The 16,469-nt window shown below is 37.4% G+C and carries 15 protein-coding genes; 13 read left to right on the top strand and 2 right to left on the bottom strand.

What is annotated here, in order from left to right; genetic code table 11:
* Window positions 1-35 precede the first annotated feature (35 nt).
* On the bottom strand, window positions 36-170 hold the full coding sequence (locus tag F7888_RS09500; RefSeq protein ID WP_191778946.1) for a YqzM family protein: 135 nt from the start codon (window positions 168-170) through the stop codon (window positions 36-38).
* A 329-nt stretch (window positions 171-499) separates the two neighbouring features.
* On the opposite strand from F7888_RS09500, the gene holA reads away from it, so the two are divergent.
* Window positions 500-1,510 (top strand): DNA polymerase III subunit delta, encoded by a 1,011-nt coding sequence (gene holA / locus F7888_RS09495; protein WP_191778945.1) that lies wholly within the window; start codon window positions 500-502, stop codon window positions 1,508-1,510.
* Window positions 1,511-1,540: 30 nt separating this feature from the next.
* On the opposite strand, the gene rpsT is transcribed toward holA, so the two are convergent.
* Window positions 1,541-1,804: a 30S ribosomal protein S20 gene (gene rpsT, locus F7888_RS09490; protein ID WP_191778944.1), complete on the bottom strand. Its 264-nt coding sequence runs from the start codon at window positions 1,802-1,804 to the stop codon at window positions 1,541-1,543.
* 236 nt (window positions 1,805-2,040) lie between these two features.
* Here rpsT and gpr point away from each other — a divergent pair, with 236 nt between their 5' ends.
* From gpr to mtaB, 12 genes are all read left to right on the top strand, one after another.
* On the top strand, window positions 2,041-3,168 hold the full coding sequence (gene gpr, locus F7888_RS09485; RefSeq protein WP_191778943.1) for a GPR endopeptidase: 1,128 nt from the start codon (window positions 2,041-2,043) through the stop codon (window positions 3,166-3,168).
* Between the two features lie 73 nt (window positions 3,169-3,241).
* The gene (spoIIP, locus tag F7888_RS09480; protein WP_191779082.1) at window positions 3,242-4,438 is read left to right on the top strand and encodes a stage II sporulation protein P; all 1,197 of its coding nucleotides are present in this window, start codon (window positions 3,242-3,244) and stop codon (window positions 4,436-4,438) included.
* Between the two features lie 21 nt (window positions 4,439-4,459).
* On the top strand, window positions 4,460-4,819 hold the full coding sequence (locus F7888_RS09475) for a YqxA family protein (protein WP_191778942.1): 360 nt from the start codon (window positions 4,460-4,462) through the stop codon (window positions 4,817-4,819).
* Between the two features lie 352 nt (window positions 4,820-5,171).
* Window positions 5,172-6,998 carry a translation elongation factor 4 gene (gene lepA, locus F7888_RS09470; protein ID WP_191779081.1) on the top strand — a complete coding sequence of 609 codons (1,827 nt, stop codon included), beginning with the start codon at window positions 5,172-5,174 and terminating at the stop codon, window positions 6,996-6,998.
* Window positions 6,999-7,124: 126 nt separating this feature from the next.
* Window positions 7,125-8,267, top strand: a complete 1,143-nt coding sequence (hemW, locus tag F7888_RS09465) for a radical SAM family heme chaperone HemW (protein WP_191779080.1) — start codon at window positions 7,125-7,127, stop codon at window positions 8,265-8,267.
* Window positions 8,268-8,351: 84 nt separating this feature from the next.
* Complete coding sequence (hrcA, locus tag F7888_RS09460) at window positions 8,352-9,383, top strand: heat-inducible transcriptional repressor HrcA (protein ID WP_191778941.1); 1,032 nt, start codon at window positions 8,352-8,354, stop codon at window positions 9,381-9,383.
* Window positions 9,384-9,509: 126 nt separating this feature from the next.
* Window positions 9,510-10,070, top strand: coding sequence for a nucleotide exchange factor GrpE (gene grpE / locus F7888_RS09455; protein ID WP_412095991.1), 561 nt, complete (start codon window positions 9,510-9,512; stop codon window positions 10,068-10,070).
* 62 nt (window positions 10,071-10,132) lie between these two features.
* Complete coding sequence (gene dnaK, locus F7888_RS09450) at window positions 10,133-11,965, top strand: molecular chaperone DnaK (RefSeq protein WP_191778939.1); 1,833 nt, start codon at window positions 10,133-10,135, stop codon at window positions 11,963-11,965.
* A 213-nt stretch (window positions 11,966-12,178) separates the two neighbouring features.
* A complete protein-coding gene (gene dnaJ, locus F7888_RS09445; RefSeq protein ID WP_191778938.1) occupies window positions 12,179-13,309 on the top strand; it encodes a molecular chaperone DnaJ in 1,131 nt (376 codons plus the stop codon).
* Between the two features lie 57 nt (window positions 13,310-13,366).
* Window positions 13,367-14,305, top strand: a complete 939-nt coding sequence (gene prmA / locus F7888_RS09440; RefSeq protein WP_191778937.1) for a 50S ribosomal protein L11 methyltransferase — start codon at window positions 13,367-13,369, stop codon at window positions 14,303-14,305.
* 37 nt (window positions 14,306-14,342) lie between these two features.
* Window positions 14,343-15,089 (top strand): 16S rRNA (uracil(1498)-N(3))-methyltransferase, encoded by a 747-nt coding sequence (locus F7888_RS09435; protein ID WP_191778936.1) that lies wholly within the window; start codon window positions 14,343-14,345, stop codon window positions 15,087-15,089.
* A 6-nt stretch (window positions 15,090-15,095) separates the two neighbouring features.
* Window positions 15,096-16,463, top strand: a complete 1,368-nt coding sequence (gene mtaB, locus F7888_RS09430) for a tRNA (N(6)-L-threonylcarbamoyladenosine(37)-C(2))-methylthiotransferase MtaB (RefSeq protein WP_191778935.1) — start codon at window positions 15,096-15,098, stop codon at window positions 16,461-16,463.
* Window positions 16,464-16,469: the final 6 nt, after the last annotated feature.

Raw genomic sequence — 16,469 nt, 5'->3', positions numbered from 1 at the left:
TATGTACTACGAAATTCAGTCATTGTAAATGTTAATTATGAGCCAATTAATTTAATGACAGTTGCAAGAATAAACAAAGTTGCGAAAAAACCAAATGAGACGATGAAACCAACACCTGAGTCTACGGCGTCATTGCGCTTTGTTTGTACACTTTTTTCAAATTCGTTCATTTTAACCCCTCCTACGCATCAAACTCACTTACTTAACGTTAATAACCTATAAATAGTATAAGGTAATTCGAAAAAAAAATCTACAACTACTGTTTCCTATACTGTCAACTGTTGCTACAAATACTTGAAACGGGAACGGGCAAAATATAATTACCGAAACAACAATCGTTAATAAGTTTGTTTCCTAGGGCAATACTTGTTAACGTTTATCATATATAGGGGGATTGATCTAAGGGATCAGTTCCCCTAAGTTTATTGATTGAAATTAATGCCCTTCTCCATTACGATAGATAATGGACACCAACAAAAACGGTAATTGGAGATAAATCATGAATCATGAAATATGGAAGAACATAAAAAAGAATCAATTTGGCTCACTTTATTTATTATACGGAACAGAACCATTTTTAATCAATGAAACAAAGGAACTTTTAGTTTCTAAAGCAATAAATGAAGAAGAAAAGGATTTCAATTTCTCAAGTTTTGATTTAGAGGAGGTAGCCATTGAAGTAGCATTAGAGGACGCTGAGACACTGCCGTTCATGGGAGAACGAAGGCTTGTTCTATTGAAAAACCCAAACTTTCTTACAAGTGAAAAGTCGAAAATAGAGCATAATATTGCAAAGCTTGAAGCGTACATAAATGAACCTGCACCTTTTACCATTCTTGTTTTTATAGGGAATTATCCAAAACTTGATGAACGAAAAAAAATAACAAAATTATTAAAGCAAAAAGCTCAGGTACTTGAAGCGAATACTTTATCTGAAAAAGAGCTCCTCGGCTGGATGTCAGATCGAACTGTTACAAACGGTATCGCTATGAGTGAGGAGGCAAAGCTATTGATTCTCCAATTAACAGGAACAAACTTGTTAATGCTAACTCAAGAAATCGATAAAATGATGCTATATGTTGGTCAAGGTGGAGAGATTACAACAGACGTGGTAATGGACCTTGTTCCACGTACCCTTGAACAAAATATCTTTACTTTGATAGAAAAGATTGTTCAACGAAATTTGTCTGAAGCTTTAAGGATTTTTTATGATTTATTAAGGAATAATGAGGAACCAATAAAATTATTAGCATTACTAGCCGGACAATTTCGCTTACTACTGCATGTGAAGGAGTTTTCCAAAAAAGGCTATGGGCAACAGCAAATTGCTGGCCATTTAAAGGTTCATCCATTTCGAGTGAAGCTTGCTGCAGGTCAGGCGCAATTGTTTACCGAAAAGGAATTGGAGAATATTATGTCTCAAATTGCAGAAATGGATTATGAGATGAAAAGCGGGAAGATGGATAAACAGCTCTTATTAGAACTTTTTATCATGAAGCTAGCAAAATAAAAAACGACTCAATTTGAGTCGTTTTTTTTATTATGCGTTTTGGCTGTTTAGCTTTTTAGCTAAGCGAGCTTTTTGACGGCTTGCTGCATTCTTATGAATAAGACCTTTACGAGCTGCTTTGTCAAGCTTGCTAGAAGCTTCTAAATAAGCTGCCTTAGCGTTATCATCATTGTTAGTAGCAAGAGCTTCAAAGTTTTTAACTGCTGAACGCGTTGCAGACTTAACTGAAGCGTTTTGAGCACGACGCTCATCACTAGTTTTTACACGTTTGATTGCTGATTTAATATTTGGCATACTTTCACCTCCTAATACTTACCATCGAGGTTATATAAACTCGATCATTCAATACCAATTTATAAATTTTCACGTGAAAATTCAGATGTTGGAACAAATGATATTCTACCAAACCATAGACGATAATGCAATACAATTATCATTCCTAGCAATTTCTTTTAGATGTGGGTCAAAGATGAATGAATAAAACGATAAAAGGCAAAAATAGAAAATATATTAAAATGGGGGGTTATTTTATGGCTGAAGAGCTTGATTTAAGTAAATACTCTGTGCGAACGGATTTGGCAGTGGAAGCGCGGGAAATGGTTGTCGAAGAACGTAATAAAGCACTAGGAGAACAAGAAGAACCAATTTCAGATATTAAAGGTGTCATAGTAAAAGATAGAGAAATTGATGGTATTTTAGTTTCATCTGTTGAAATAACAGAAGAAGGTGCCAATGAAATTGGGAAGAAAAAAGGAAATTATTTAACACTTGAGGTTCAAGGGATTAGACAAAAGGATACTGAATTACAAGAAAAAGTTCAGAAAGTATTTGCAACTGAATTTAATCATTTTTTAAAAAAATTAGGCATTCCTAAGGATGCAAGCTGCCTTGTGGTTGGACTTGGGAATTGGAATGTAACGCCAGATGCGCTCGGCCCAATCGCTGTTGAGAATCTAGTAATTACTAGACATTTATTTGATTTACAGCCTGAAAGTGTCCAAGAGGGCTTTCGTTCTGTTAGTGCGATTGCTCCAGGCGTTATGGGGATAACTGGTATTGAAACTAGCGACATTATTTATGGAGTGATAGAGAAGTCCAAACCAGACTTTGTGATAGCAATTGATGCTCTAGCATCTAGATCAATTGATAGAGTGAACTCTACTATTCAAATATCAGATACTGGCATTCACCCTGGATCTGGTGTTGGGAATAAGAGAAAAGAGCTCAGCAAGGATTCGTTAGGGATTCCTGTGATTGCAATTGGTATTCCAACTGTCGTAGATGCTGTTTCTATCACGAGCGACACGATTGATTATATCTTGAAACATTTTGGTAGAGAAATGAGAGAAGGGAATAAGCCTTCACGTTCACTTGTGCCTGCTGGGATGTCGTTTGGAAAGAAAACCAAGCTAACAGAGGAAGATCTTCCAGGTGAAAATGAACGAAATACCTTTATGGGAATTGTCGGTAATCTGCCAGATGATGAGAAAAGAAGGCTAATCTATGAAGTACTTTCTCCACTTGGTCATAATTTGATGGTTACACCAAAAGAAGTTGATGTATTTATTGAAGACATGGCAAATGTCATAGCCGGAGGATTAAATGAGGCGCTACATCATGAGATAAATGATAATAATGCAGGTTCGTATACTCATTAATTATTTACTCTAGTAGTTCTACTCTTTCAACCTTGTTCATATGAATTAATAGACAAGTGTTTGAAGGAGGAAGATCATGAAAAGCCGAACTGACGGAATGATGTTTACAGTTCATGGGACAAGCATTAGTAAAGGGATTATCCTTTTGCTATTTGGAGTGATCATGACATTTATGTTGATAGCAATCATGACATCACTAAAGCCTGAATACCGTATATCATCTTCTTCTATCAATAATATAGCAACAACATTAACTGGTGAATCATTAGTGTACTTATTAGGTTACGAAAATCACTATTTCACACAGAGCTTACCTGAGTCTAGCAAAAAACCAAATTATTCATCGCTGATATTTCATGCAGCGACAAATATCAATCCGGATGATCCTCGAAGCTTACTTGGTAGAGAGCTTCCAGGGTTTTCGATATTTGATTCGAAGCTTATTGTTGCAGGCCAAGGAACTAACTACTCTAACTTACCAATCGAATCATCTCCACCGCTAGAGGTATTACTAGAGGAACGAGAAGCATCACTTGAAAGTATTAGCGAGGAAGAGCCAGCGGATGATAAGCCAGTCACTCCTCCAGAAATGACAACGGGTGACAAAAAGGTTGTTTATATCTACCATACGCATGCTCGTGAATCCTACTTTCCGCATCTAAAAGTGGATAATTCAAACCCAGATAATGCTTTCCATCCTGAAGTAAATGTTACGTTGGTTGGAGAAAAACTTGGAGAAGAGCTGGAAGCAAGAGGTTTAGGAACAGAAGTGGATAAAACGGATGTTACTGATATTTTATTAAAAAATAATTGGCAATATGGTCAATCATATAATGCATCAAGATCAGTTGTTGCTTCAGCATTAGAAAAGAATCGTGATTTCACGTATGTGATTGATATCCATAGAGATGCGGCAAGAAAAGAAATAACAACCGCTACGATTAATGGAGAAAAATATGCTAGAACGTGGTTCATAGTAGGAGGAAACAATCCTAATGCAGCTAAAAATACGAAAATAGCTGAAGAACTACATCATCTTCTGGAAAAGAAATATCCTGGTCTAAGTCGAGGAGTAAATGAAAAGTCAGGAGCAGGAACAAACGGGAAATTTAATCAAGATCTTTCAGCTGGAGCAATGTTAATTGAATTCGGTGGTGTTGATAACACCATGGAAGAATTAAATCGTACTGCAAAAGCGATAGCAGATGTACTTGCAGAGTATTATTGGCAAGCAGAGAAGGTTAATGCTTCTGAAGATAGCAAAGAATAATTAGTTAAGGGGTCAATAACCATGGCGAAATTTATGATGAAATGCTTTTTTATAGCTTCAATACTATTAATTGGTGTCTTGATTGGGATGCAGCAAGCAAATCAAGGGATGAAGAAGATGAAGGGGTATGAGGACTCTTCACTTCAAAGTGCCTTTCAAATCTCAGCAGAAACCACTGGTCAAGTAGAAGCTTCCGTTTTAGGGAAAAAAGTAACAAGCCATGACCTTGATGAAAAACAAAAACAGCTAGAAGAAGTCGAAGCATTTAATCTATTCTCAACAATGGGAAGGAAATTAGGAGAAGGCGTAAGCGCAGTATTTGAAAAAATCCTAGTAGAACTCTCTAATGGCATAGGAAAAGCAATTGATAAAATTGGATAGAAGAACAATTGGGCAACCTATTAATGGGTTGCCTTTTTTAAATATAGTCTATTTTCAAAAAAGTTTTATCAGTAGATAGTAGTTTCTAGTAGCCTGAATACACTCAAGACTCCCGTGGGATGCGTGAGAATAGTGAGACCCCGCAGGAGCGTGCGACGAGGAGGCTCACCACTCATCCCACAGGATGCGGAGTGTATTCAGACTGCGGTGATTAACGTAATATTAGGCATATGTTAAGTATAATTCCTGTGAATCCTAAAAAAGATAAATATAATTACAATTGTAACTTATCGACATTCTTTGATATAATGAAGGGCAATGTATGTTTTCGGCGAAATGGGTAGGAGTGATTATGATGAATAATGAAGAAAGACTAAAAAGACAATCAAAAATCCGGAATTTTTCGATTATAGCTCATATAGATCATGGTAAATCTACATTAGCAGATCGTATTTTAGAAAAAACAAGTGCTTTAACTCAGCGTGAAATGAAGGATCAGTTACTTGATTCGATGGATTTAGAACGTGAGCGTGGAATTACGATTAAATTAAACGCTGTTCAGCTTCAATATAAAGCAAAAGATGGAGAAACATATATTTTCCACTTAATTGATACACCTGGACACGTAGACTTTACCTATGAAGTATCACGTAGCTTAGCGGCTTGTGAAGGTGCAGTTCTTGTCGTTGATGCTGCACAAGGAATTGAAGCTCAGACGCTCGCGAATGTTTATTTAGCATTAGATAACAACTTAGAGATTATGCCAGTCATCAATAAGATTGACTTACCAAGTGCTGATCCAGAACGAGTTCGTGGTGAAATTGAGGATGTTATCGGTTTAGATGCATCAGATGCTGTCTTAGCATCTGCAAAAGCAGGGATTGGAATTGAGGACATTCTTGAGCAAGTGGTAGAGAAGGTACCAGCACCTAAAGGAGATCCTAATGCACCACTTAAAGCGCTAATCTTTGACTCCATCTATGATGCATATCGTGGAGTAGTTGCTTATATTCGAGTTGTTGATGGGACTGTTAAAGTCGGTGACAAGATTAAAATGATGGCAACAGGAAAAGAGTTTGAAGTATCAGAGGTTGGTGTATTTACACCAAAGCCTGCGATGCTAAATGAACTTACTGTTGGTGATGTTGGATTCTTAACAGCAGCAATCAAAAATGTTGGAGATACTCGTGTGGGTGATACCATCACACATGCAAAAAATGCTGCAACAGAAGCACTACCAGGGTATCGTCGACTTAATCCAATGGTATTCTGTGGACTATATCCAATTGATAATGCCAAATATAATGATCTACGTGAAGCGTTAGAGAAGCTAGAATTAAATGATGCGGCACTTCAATTTGAGCCAGAGACATCTCAAGCTCTAGGATTTGGTTTCCGTTGCGGATTCCTTGGACTACTACACATGGAAATTATTCAGGAGCGTATTGAGAGAGAATTCAAAATTGACTTAATTACAACAGCACCAAGTGTTATCTATGATGTGCATTTGACTGATGGTACAGAGTTCAAGGTTGATAACCCATCAAATATGCCAGATCCTCAAAAGATTGATCGTGTAGAAGAACCTTATGTGAAAGCAACAATGATGGTGCCAAACGACTTTGTTGGTGCGGTTATGGAGCTTTGCCAAGGAAAGCGTGGAATCTTCATCGATATGCAATATCTTGATGAGAACCGTGTTAGCATTGTATATGAAATTCCATTAGCTGAAATCGTATATGATTTCTTTGATCAGCTTAAATCAAATACAAAGGGGTATGCTTCATTTGATTATGAATTAATCGGATATAAGCCATCTAAGCTAGTAAAGATGGACATTCTATTAAATGCAGAAACAGTTGACGCATTATCCTTCATTGTCCACCGTGATTCAGCTTATGAACGTGGTAAAGTGATTGTTGAAAAACTGAAAGAATTGATTCCAAGACAACACTTTGAAGTTCCAATCCAAGCGGCAATTGGTCAAAAGATTATCGCGCGTTCAACAATCAAAGCAATGCGTAAGAACGTACTTGCTAAATGTTATGGTGGAGATATCTCCCGTAAACGTAAATTGTTAGAAAAGCAAAAAGAAGGTAAGAAGCGTATGAAATCTGTTGGATCAGTCGAGGTGCCACAAGAAGCATTCATGGCTGTACTTCGAATGGATGATAACTAAAAAGTAATAGATTACACATTTTAAAAAAGGCTTTGCCTGAAAAAAGTGCCCGGTACCACATTCCCTTGCTTAAAATGGAAATGGACCAGGCACTTTTATTATATAAGTATGGAAGAAGTGATTAACATCGTACAAGCCGCATATCTTCATATCCCATTCTGCTCCCAAATTTGTCACTATTGTGATTTTAATAAAGTGTTTCTTCAAGGACAGCCAGTTGAAGAATATTTAGCTAGCATGGACACGGAAATGAAAAACACAGTAGCAGCATATCCTTATAGCAAATTAAAAACAATATTTGTTGGTGGAGGAACACCAACAGTCTTAAACGAACATCAGCTTGATTTCTTTTTATCAAGTATTCATAAACACCTAGGACCGATTGATGATTCAATTGAATTCACATTTGAAGCAAATCCTGGAGACCTTAGTATAGAGAAGTTAAAGCTAATGAAAGATGCTGGGGTTAATCGCTTGAGCTTTGGTGTTCAAACATTTAATGATCAATTATTACATGCGATTGGAAGGACCCACCGTAAAGCCGATGTATTTAAAAGTATAGATATGGCACGAGAAGCAGGATTCACAAATGTGAGCTTGGACTTAATCTATGCATTACCAAAACAAACAATTGCTGATTTCCAAGAAACATTAGATATAGCATTAACGCTTGGGGTTGAGCATTTTTCAGCATATTCATTAATCATTGAACCCAAAACAGTGTTTTATAACAGGATGAGAAAAGGTACCTTAAGCTTACCGAGCCAAGAGAATGAAGCAACAATGTATGAAATCTTAATGGATACAATGACAAGTTCAAATTATAAACAATACGAAATAAGTAATTTTGCAAAGCCTGGTTATGAAAGTAAGCATAATCTAACCTATTGGAATAATGAAGAATATTACGGGATTGGAGCAGGTGCTCATAGTTATGTGAATGGAAAGCGAATAGCAAATGCCGGACCAATCAAAAAATATATGACGAAGATTGCCGAAACAGGCTTACCATATATCGACACGAATGAAGTCTCTATAAATGAAATGATGGAAGAGGAATTATTCTTAGGATTAAGGAAGACTGCTGGAGTATCAAAAGAGCACTTTCACCTGAAGTTTAAGCGTGAATTGATGGATGTGTTTGGGGAGCAAATTACCGAACAGAAATCAAAGGGATTATTGGAAGAAACTTCTGATGCTGTTAGACTTACACATCAAGGGAAGTTCTTAGGAAATGAAGTGTTTCAAGCTTTTATTGGTTTAATCTAAATCGTTGACATTATCAATTGAATTTGGTAATTTATTTATAGAATTAGCACTCGCACAATAAGAGTGCTAACAGAGGTGATGTTCATGCTTACAGATCGTCAGCTATTAGTTCTTCAAGTAATTATTGATGATTTTATTCGAAGTGCTCAACCAGTCGGGTCTAGAACATTGTCGAAACGAGACGAGATTACATTCAGCTCTGCAACGATTCGAAATGAAATGGCAGATCTAGAGGAATTAGGTTTTATTGAAAAGACTCATAGTTCATCTGGAAGAGTTCCTTCAGAAAAAGGTTATCGTTACTATGTGGATCACTTGTTATCACCACAGCGTCTGTCAAAAAAAGATCGAAATGAAATTAGATCAATTTTCGCAGAGCGTATATATGAGTTAGAAAAAGTAGTTCAAAAATCTGCACAGATTTTATCTGAGCTTACTAACTACACTGCAATTGTATTAGGACCTGCAATGGCGGTAAATAAGGTGAAGAGACTACAAATTATTCCTATTAATAAGGAAACAGCAGTTGCAATTATTGTAACAGATACTGGGCATGTGGAAAATCGAACGATTACTTTCCCGGGCTCAATCGACCCCTCTGATATTGAGAAGATGGTAAATATTCTTAATGAGCGATTAGTTGGAGTTCCATTGACGGAGCTACATGATAAGATATTTAAAGAGGTTGCATCATTATTAAGTATGCATATACGCAATTATGATAGCTTGCTTCAAGCATTTACTGGAACTTTCAATATGAGTGCGATGGACCGAATGTATTTTGGTGGAAAAACGAATATGCTAAGCCAACCTGAATTTCATGATATTCAGAAAATCCGTTCGCTTCTGATGATGATTGAAGAGAAACAGGATTTCTATCAACTACTTCGAAAGCCACAATCTGGAATCAATATTAAGATTGGTCGTGAAAATCAATATAGTGCAATGGAAAATTGTAGTCTTATAACTGCTACGTACTCAATTGGTAGTGAGCAATTAGGATCAATTGCTATTCTTGGGCCTACTAGAATGGAATATGCACGTGTGGTCAGTCTGCTAGATTTGGTTACAAATGATTTGTCAAAAGTGCTAACAAGATTGTATCAAAATGAATAGGCGTGGCAATATTTAGTATAGAGTGAATGTTGAAGCACTCATTATCTCTATACTACATATAATCAATTTCATATAAGTAATTTCCATACCTTAAGGGAGGTGAAAGAATTGGCTAATGAAGAGCAAATTGTAAAAGAAGAAGCTGAAAAAGAAGTAGAAGTAATTGACCAAGAAGATGTGCAAGTAGAAAATGCAGAAGAAGCAAGCGTCGAATCTGATGACCTGACCATTGCCAATGAGAAAATCGCAGAACTTGAGGCAAAGCTGGCTGAAGCAGAAAATCGTACAGTTCGCTTACAAGCTGATTTCGAAAACTATAAACGAAGAATCCGCTTAGATCAAGAAGCAGCTACAAAATATAGAGCTCAAAGTTTAGTGACTGATATCTTACCTGCGCTTGATAACTTCGAAAGAGCGTTGAAGATAGAAGCAAAGGACGAAAGTGCTAAATCATTAATGCAGGGAATGGAAATGGTATATCGCAGTCTTATTGATGCACTAACAAATGAAGGTGTAGAAATGATTGAGTCTGTTGGCAAACCATTTGATCCACATCTACATCAAGCAGTTATGCAGGTAGAAGATGCGGAAGCTGAACCTAATACTGTCCTTGAAGAATTCCAAAAAGGATATAAGTTAAAAGATCGAGTGATCAGACCTACAATGGTTAAAGTTAATCAATCGTAGTCTACATATAGCATGAATCATAGCATGAAATTATTTTTAAGCGAATGAGGAGGTAATTTACAATGAGTAAGATTATTGGTATTGATTTAGGAACTACAAACTCTTGTGTGGCAGTTATGGAAGGCGGAGAAGCGAAAGTTATCCCAAATCCTGAAGGAAACCGTACAACTCCATCGGTAGTTGCATTTAAAAATGGTGAACGCCAAGTTGGGGAAGTTGCAAAAAGACAAGCAATTACAAACCCAAACACAATTATCTCAATCAAGCGTCATATGGGAACAGATTATAAAGTCGAAGCTGAAGGCAAAGAGTATACTCCACAAGAATTATCAGCGGCGATTCTACAATATTTGAAATCATATGCTGAGGAATATTTAGGTGAAAAAGTTGAAAAGGCAGTTATTACTGTACCTGCTTACTTCAATGATGCAGAACGCCAAGCAACAAAAGATGCAGGTAAAATTGCAGGACTAGAAGTTGAACGTATTATCAACGAGCCAACAGCAGCTGCATTAGCTTATGGATTAGACAAGACTGAAGAAGATCAAACAATCCTAGTATATGACTTAGGTGGCGGTACGTTTGACGTATCTATCCTTGAACTAGGAGATGGAGTATTTGAAGTTAAGTCAACAGCTGGTGACAATCGTCTTGGTGGAGATGATTTTGACCAAGTAATCATCGATTATCTAGTAGAGCAATTCAAGAAAGAAAATGGAATTGATCTATCAAAAGATAAAATGGCATTACAACGTCTAAAAGATGCTGCAGAAAAAGCGAAAAAAGACTTATCTGGTGTAACAAGTACTCAAGTTTCATTACCATTTATCACAGCTGGAGAAGCTGGACCACTTCACTTAGAAGTGACTCTAACTCGTGCGAAATTTGATGAGCTTTCAGCACACCTTGTTGAAAGAACAATGGGACCTACTCGTCAAGCATTAAAAGATGCTGGCCTTAGCGCAAGTGAATTAGATAAAGTTATCTTAGTTGGTGGATCTACTCGTATTCCTGCAGTAGTTGAAGCAATCAAGAATGTAACTGGTAAAGACCCACACAAAGGGGTTAACCCAGATGAAGTTGTTGCACTTGGTGCTGCAATTCAAGGTGGAGTATTAACTGGTGATGTGAAAGATGTTGTATTACTTGACGTAACACCATTATCACTAGGAATTGAAACAATGGGTGGAGTATTCACTCGTTTAATCGACCGTAATACTACGATTCCGACAAGTAAATCTCAAGTGTTCTCAACAGCTGCTGATAATCAAACAGCTGTAGATATCCATGTGCTTCAAGGTGAGCGTCAAATGGCTGCGGATAACAAGACATTAGGTCGTTTCCAATTAACAGACATTCCACCAGCACCACGTGGAGTACCTCAAATTGAAGTATCATTTGATATTGATAAGAATGGTATTGTTAATGTACGTGCGAAGGATCTTGGAACAAATAAAGAACAAACCATCACAATCAAATCATCTTCAGGTCTATCTGATGAAGAAGTTGAACGTATGGTACGTGAAGCAGAAGAAAATGCAGAGGCTGACAAGGCGCGTAAGGAAGAAGTTGAACTTCGTAATGAAGCTGATCAATTAGTCTTCCAAACGGAAAAGACACTAAAAGATCTTGAAGGCAAAGTAGATGAAGCTGAAGTTGCAAAAGCAAATGAAGCGAAAGATGCATTGAAAGCTGCGATTGAAAGCAATAACCTAGAAGAAATTCGTACGAAGAAAGATGCACTTTCTGAAATCGTACAACAATTATCTGTTAAGCTTTATGAAGAAGCTGCAAAGGCTGCTCAAGGAGCTCAAGGCGATGCTGATGCTCAAGGTGGAAACCCTGGAGACGATGTCGTTGACGCAGAATATGAAGAAGTAAAAGACGATAAATAATTAACTGGAAATGATCAGTTGAAACAATGACTAAAGGTCAAAGTCAGGCATGTCTTGGCTTTGACTTTTTTTAACGAAAATAGTTGACAGTGACCAAAATTTATTAAAAGGTTCGTTTAAAGATTATTGTAATCACTTAGGATTGTTATTGCCTTTTGATTTCAAGAAGTGATAGAATAATCTTTATGTGAAAGAAGCGGGAGTGGGTATTAAATGAGTAAAAGAGATTACTATGAAGTACTCGGGCTTAGTAAAGGTGCGTCCAAAGACGAGATAAAAAAAGCGTATCGTAAGCTTTCGAAGCAGTATCATCCTGATATTAACAAAGCTGATGATGCAGCAGATAAATTCAAAGAAGTAAAAGAAGCCTATGAAACATTAAGTGATGATAACAAAAAGGCTCATTACGATCAATTTGGTCACACTGACCCAAATCAAGGCTTTGGAGGCTTTGGTGGTGGACAGGATTTTGGTGGCGGTTTTGGATTCGAAGATATCTTTAGTTCTATCTTTGGTGGTGGAACAAGAAGAAGAGATCCAAATGCACCAAGACAGGGTGCTGATCTTCAATATACAATGACTCTAGGCTTTGAAGAAGCAGTCTTCGGGAAAGAAGTCGATATTGAAATTCCTAGAGAAGAAACATGTGAAACATGTGATGGATCTGGTGCTAAACCAGGTACGAAGCCAAGTACATGTTCTCATTGTAATGGTAGTGGTCAATTAAATGTAGAACAAAACACACCATTTGGACGCATTGTCAATCGTAGAGTATGTAATTATTGTAATGGAACTGGTAAGAAAATTGAACATAAGTGTTCAACCTGTGCAGGAACTGGGAAAGTGAAGAAGCGTAAGAAAATTCATGTAAAGATCCCTGCTGGTGTGGATGATGGACAACAACTTCGAGTGTCATCTCAAGGGGAACCAGGAGTCAATGGTGGACCTCCCGGAGACCTGTATGTTGTATTCCATGTAAGAGAACATGAATTCTTCGAACGTGATGGTGATGACATTTATTGTGAAATGCCGTTAACCTTTGCACAAGCTTCTCTTGGTGATGAGGTAGAGGTACCAACTCTTCATGGTAAAGTGAAATTAAAGATTCCTTCAGGGACGCAAACAGGAACTAAATTCCGTTTGCGTGGCAAAGGTGTTCCGAATGTTAGAGGGTATGGACAGGGAGACCAACATATTCAAGTTCGAGTAATAACACCTACAAAATTAACAGAAAAACAGAAACAACTTATTCGTGAATTCTCGGACTTAAGTGGTCATGGGACTCCGGATGAACAGCATGATAGCTTTTTCGCAAAAGTGAAAAGAGCTTTTAAAGGCGAATAATCCCTTTTATAAGTGTGTATTTGAAAATAATAAATATCAGTATTGGAGTTGGTAGAGATGAAGTGGTCTGAACTAAGTATTCATACGACACAAGAAGCGGTTGAGCCGATCTCAAATATTTTACATGAAGCAGGTGCTAGTGGTGTCGTTATCGAAGACCCGTTTGACTTAACTAAAGAACGTGAACAAGTTTTCGGTGAAATCTACCAACTCAATCCTGATGATTATCCAGTTGAAGGTGTTATTATTAAAGCTTATTTGCCAGTAAATAGTTTTCTAGGTGAGACTGTTGAAGCGATCAAAGAAGCAATTAATAACTTACTTCTTTTTGACATAGACCTTGGGTTTAATAGCATTACAATTAGTGAAGTAAATGAAGAGGAATGGGCAACTGCTTGGAAGAAGTATTATAATCCTGTGAAAATCTCTGAAAAATTCACCATCGTCCCTACTTGGGAGACTTATGAACCTGTAAGCAGTGATGAATTAATTATTGAACTTGATCCTGGTATGGCATTTGGAACAGGCACTCACCCAACGACAGTCATGTGCATCCAAGCCCTAGAAAGAACAGTTGCAAAAGGTGATACAGTCGTTGACGTCGGGACAGGATCTGGGATTTTAAGTATTGCAGCAGCATTGTTAGAAGCGAAATCAGTGAAAGCTTATGATCTTGATTCAGTTGCAGTGGATAGTGCTCGTTTGAATGTAAAGCTGAACAAAGTACAAGACCGAGTAACCGTTGCTCAAAATAACTTACTTGATCATGTAGAAGGACCTGTTGACTTGGTTGTTGCCAATATTTTAGCTGAAATCATTGTTCGTTTTACAGATGAGGCAGCTGCGATTCTAAAGCCTAATGGTTACTTCATTACCTCAGGTATCATTAATACTAAGAAGCAGGAAGTGAAAGACCGCTTGCTTGATTCTGGTTTTGAAATCGAAGAGACATTAGTGATGGAGGACTGGGTTGCTTATATTGCAAAGAAAGTATAATCTTTCTCTATAAGTGATTCTTTAGGTGGTGAAAAACGTGCAACGATATTTTATAGATGATTTTATTGAACAAACAGCAGTAATTAAAGGTGATGATTTGCACCACATTGTTCGGGTGATGCGAATGGACGTTGGGAATCAATTAATTTGTTGCGATTCAAAAGGAAAGCAAGCAACATGTGAAATAACTGAAATTACCAATGATACGGTTTTAGCGTCTGTTGTAGAATGGATAGAGAATCAATCTGAAATTCCAGTAACTGTTTCGATAGCAAGTGGGTTGCCTAAAGGGGATAAACTCGAATATGTTATACAAAAAGGGACAGAGCTAGGTGCAAACGAGTTTGTCCCTTTTATTGCTGCTCGCTCCATCGTGAAATGGGATGAGAAAAAGGGTGCCAAAAAAGTAGAACGTTGGAATAAGATTGCAAAAGAAGCAGCAGAGCAGTCTCACCGATCGGTTGTACCAACAATTCATTCACCGAAAAGGTTTAAGGAATTGATAACATATAGCAAAGGCTTTGATTATAAAGTAATTGCATATGAAGAAGCAGCAAAGCGTGGAGAAAAATCTGCTTTAGCTGGTATGTTTAATGAGCTTAAGGTAGGTGATTCCTTATTGGTAGTAATTGGACCTGAAGGAGGACTTGCTGAAAAAGAGGTTGAAGAGCTTCAAGAGCATGGGTTTATTTCTTGTAGCTTTGGACCAAGAATTTTAAGGACAGAAACAGCACCGCTTTATGTGCTGTCAGCACTGTCCTATCATTTAGAATTAGCGAGGTGACAAGCTATGCCTTTCGTCGCGTTTCATACATTAGGGTGTAAAGTAAATCATTATGAAACAGAAGCTATTTGGCAGCTTTTTAAAGAACAAGGATATGAGCGTACAGAGTTTGAAAGTACTGCTGACGTTTATGTCATTAATACATGTACGGTAACAAATACTGGTGATAAAAAGAGTCGCCAGGTAATCCGCCGTGCTATCCGAAAAAATCCAGATGCAGTGATTTGTGTAACTGGTTGTTATGCACAAACCTCTCCGGCTGAAATCATGGCGATTCCTGGTGTTGATATTGTAGTAGGAACACAGGATCGTGTGAAAATGCTTGATTATATTGAGCAATTCAAAATAGAACGCCAACCTATCAATGCTGTTGGTAATATCATGAAGGCTCGTTTGTATGAAGAGTTAGATGTACCTTCATTTACAGATCGTACACGTGCTTCTCTAAAAATCCAAGAGGGCTGTAATAACTTTTGTACGTTCTGTATTATTCCATGGGCTCGTGGCTTAATGAGATCAAGAGATCCAAAAGAAGTGGTTCATCAGGCTCAATCATTAGTAAATGCTGGTTACAAGGAAATTGTTTTAACTGGTATTCACACAGGCGGCTATGGAGAAGACATGAAGGATTATAATTTGGCTGCATTACTTCGTGATCTCGAAGAGCAAGTAACTGGGCTAAAACGTATTCGAATTTCTTCGATTGAAGCTAGTCAAATTACTGATGAAGTCATTGAGGTCTTGAATAATTCTAATAAGGTTGTAAATCATCTACACATCCCACTTCAATCAGGATCTGATACTGTCTTAAAGCGTATGCGTCGTAAATATACAATGGAGCATTTCGGTGAGCGTTTAGATCGACTTAAAGAAGCGCTTCCTGGACTAGCTGTTACTTCTGATGTTATTGTAGGTTTCCCAGGTGAAACAGAGGAAGAATTCATGGAAACGTACGAATTCATCAAGAAGCATCAATTCTCGGAATTACATGTATTTCCATATTCAAAGCGTACTGGAACTCCAGCAGCACGTATGGAAGATCAGGTCGATGAAGAAGTTAAAAATGAACGAGTACATCGATTAATTGCTCTTTCAGATCAATTAGCAAAAGAATATGCATCACGATATGAAGACGAAGTAGTTGAAGTGATTCCTGAAGAGGAATACAAGCAAGATGGAGTTGCTGTACCTGGAATGTATATTGGGTATACAGACAATTACTTAAAGGTCGTATTCCCAGGAACCGAAGAATTAATTGGTCAGATTGTGAAGGTGAAAATCACGAAGGCAGGTTATCCATATAACGAAGGACAATTTGTACGTGTGATGGATGATTACGCAGCAGTGAAAGATGAAATAAAGATGAGTTCTTAATATAGA

It is taken from the genome of Litchfieldia stipae, assembly GCF_014837155.1.
GTDB lineage: Bacteria > Bacillota > Bacilli > Bacillales > Bacillaceae_L > Litchfieldia.
The sequence above is the reverse complement of the archived record's forward strand: the minus strand, read 5'-3'. Positions and strand labels throughout refer to the sequence as shown.

What these genes read in the sequence shown, in the direction of transcription:
- F7888_RS09500 (WP_191778946.1), bottom strand. Translation starts at nt 170, where the DNA reads ATGAACGAATTTGAAAAAAGTGTACAAACAAAGCGCAATGACGCCGTA.
- holA (WP_191778945.1), top strand. Translation starts at nt 500, where the DNA reads ATGAATCATGAAATATGGAAGAACATAAAAAAGAATCAATTTGGCTCA.
- rpsT (WP_191778944.1), bottom strand. Translation starts at nt 1,804, where the DNA reads ATGCCAAATATTAAATCAGCAATCAAACGTGTAAAAACTAGTGATGAG.
- gpr (WP_191778943.1), top strand. Translation starts at nt 2,041, where the DNA reads ATGGCTGAAGAGCTTGATTTAAGTAAATACTCTGTGCGAACGGATTTG.
- F7888_RS09475 (WP_191778942.1), top strand. Translation starts at nt 4,460, where the DNA reads ATGGCGAAATTTATGATGAAATGCTTTTTTATAGCTTCAATACTATTA.
- lepA (WP_191779081.1), top strand. Translation starts at nt 5,172, where the DNA reads ATGATGAATAATGAAGAAAGACTAAAAAGACAATCAAAAATCCGGAAT.
- hrcA (WP_191778941.1), top strand. Translation starts at nt 8,352, where the DNA reads ATGCTTACAGATCGTCAGCTATTAGTTCTTCAAGTAATTATTGATGAT.
- dnaK (WP_191778939.1), top strand. Translation starts at nt 10,133, where the DNA reads ATGAGTAAGATTATTGGTATTGATTTAGGAACTACAAACTCTTGTGTG.
- dnaJ (WP_191778938.1), top strand. Translation starts at nt 12,179, where the DNA reads ATGAGTAAAAGAGATTACTATGAAGTACTCGGGCTTAGTAAAGGTGCG.
- prmA (WP_191778937.1), top strand. Translation starts at nt 13,367, where the DNA reads ATGAAGTGGTCTGAACTAAGTATTCATACGACACAAGAAGCGGTTGAG.
- mtaB (WP_191778935.1), top strand. Translation starts at nt 15,096, where the DNA reads ATGCCTTTCGTCGCGTTTCATACATTAGGGTGTAAAGTAAATCATTAT.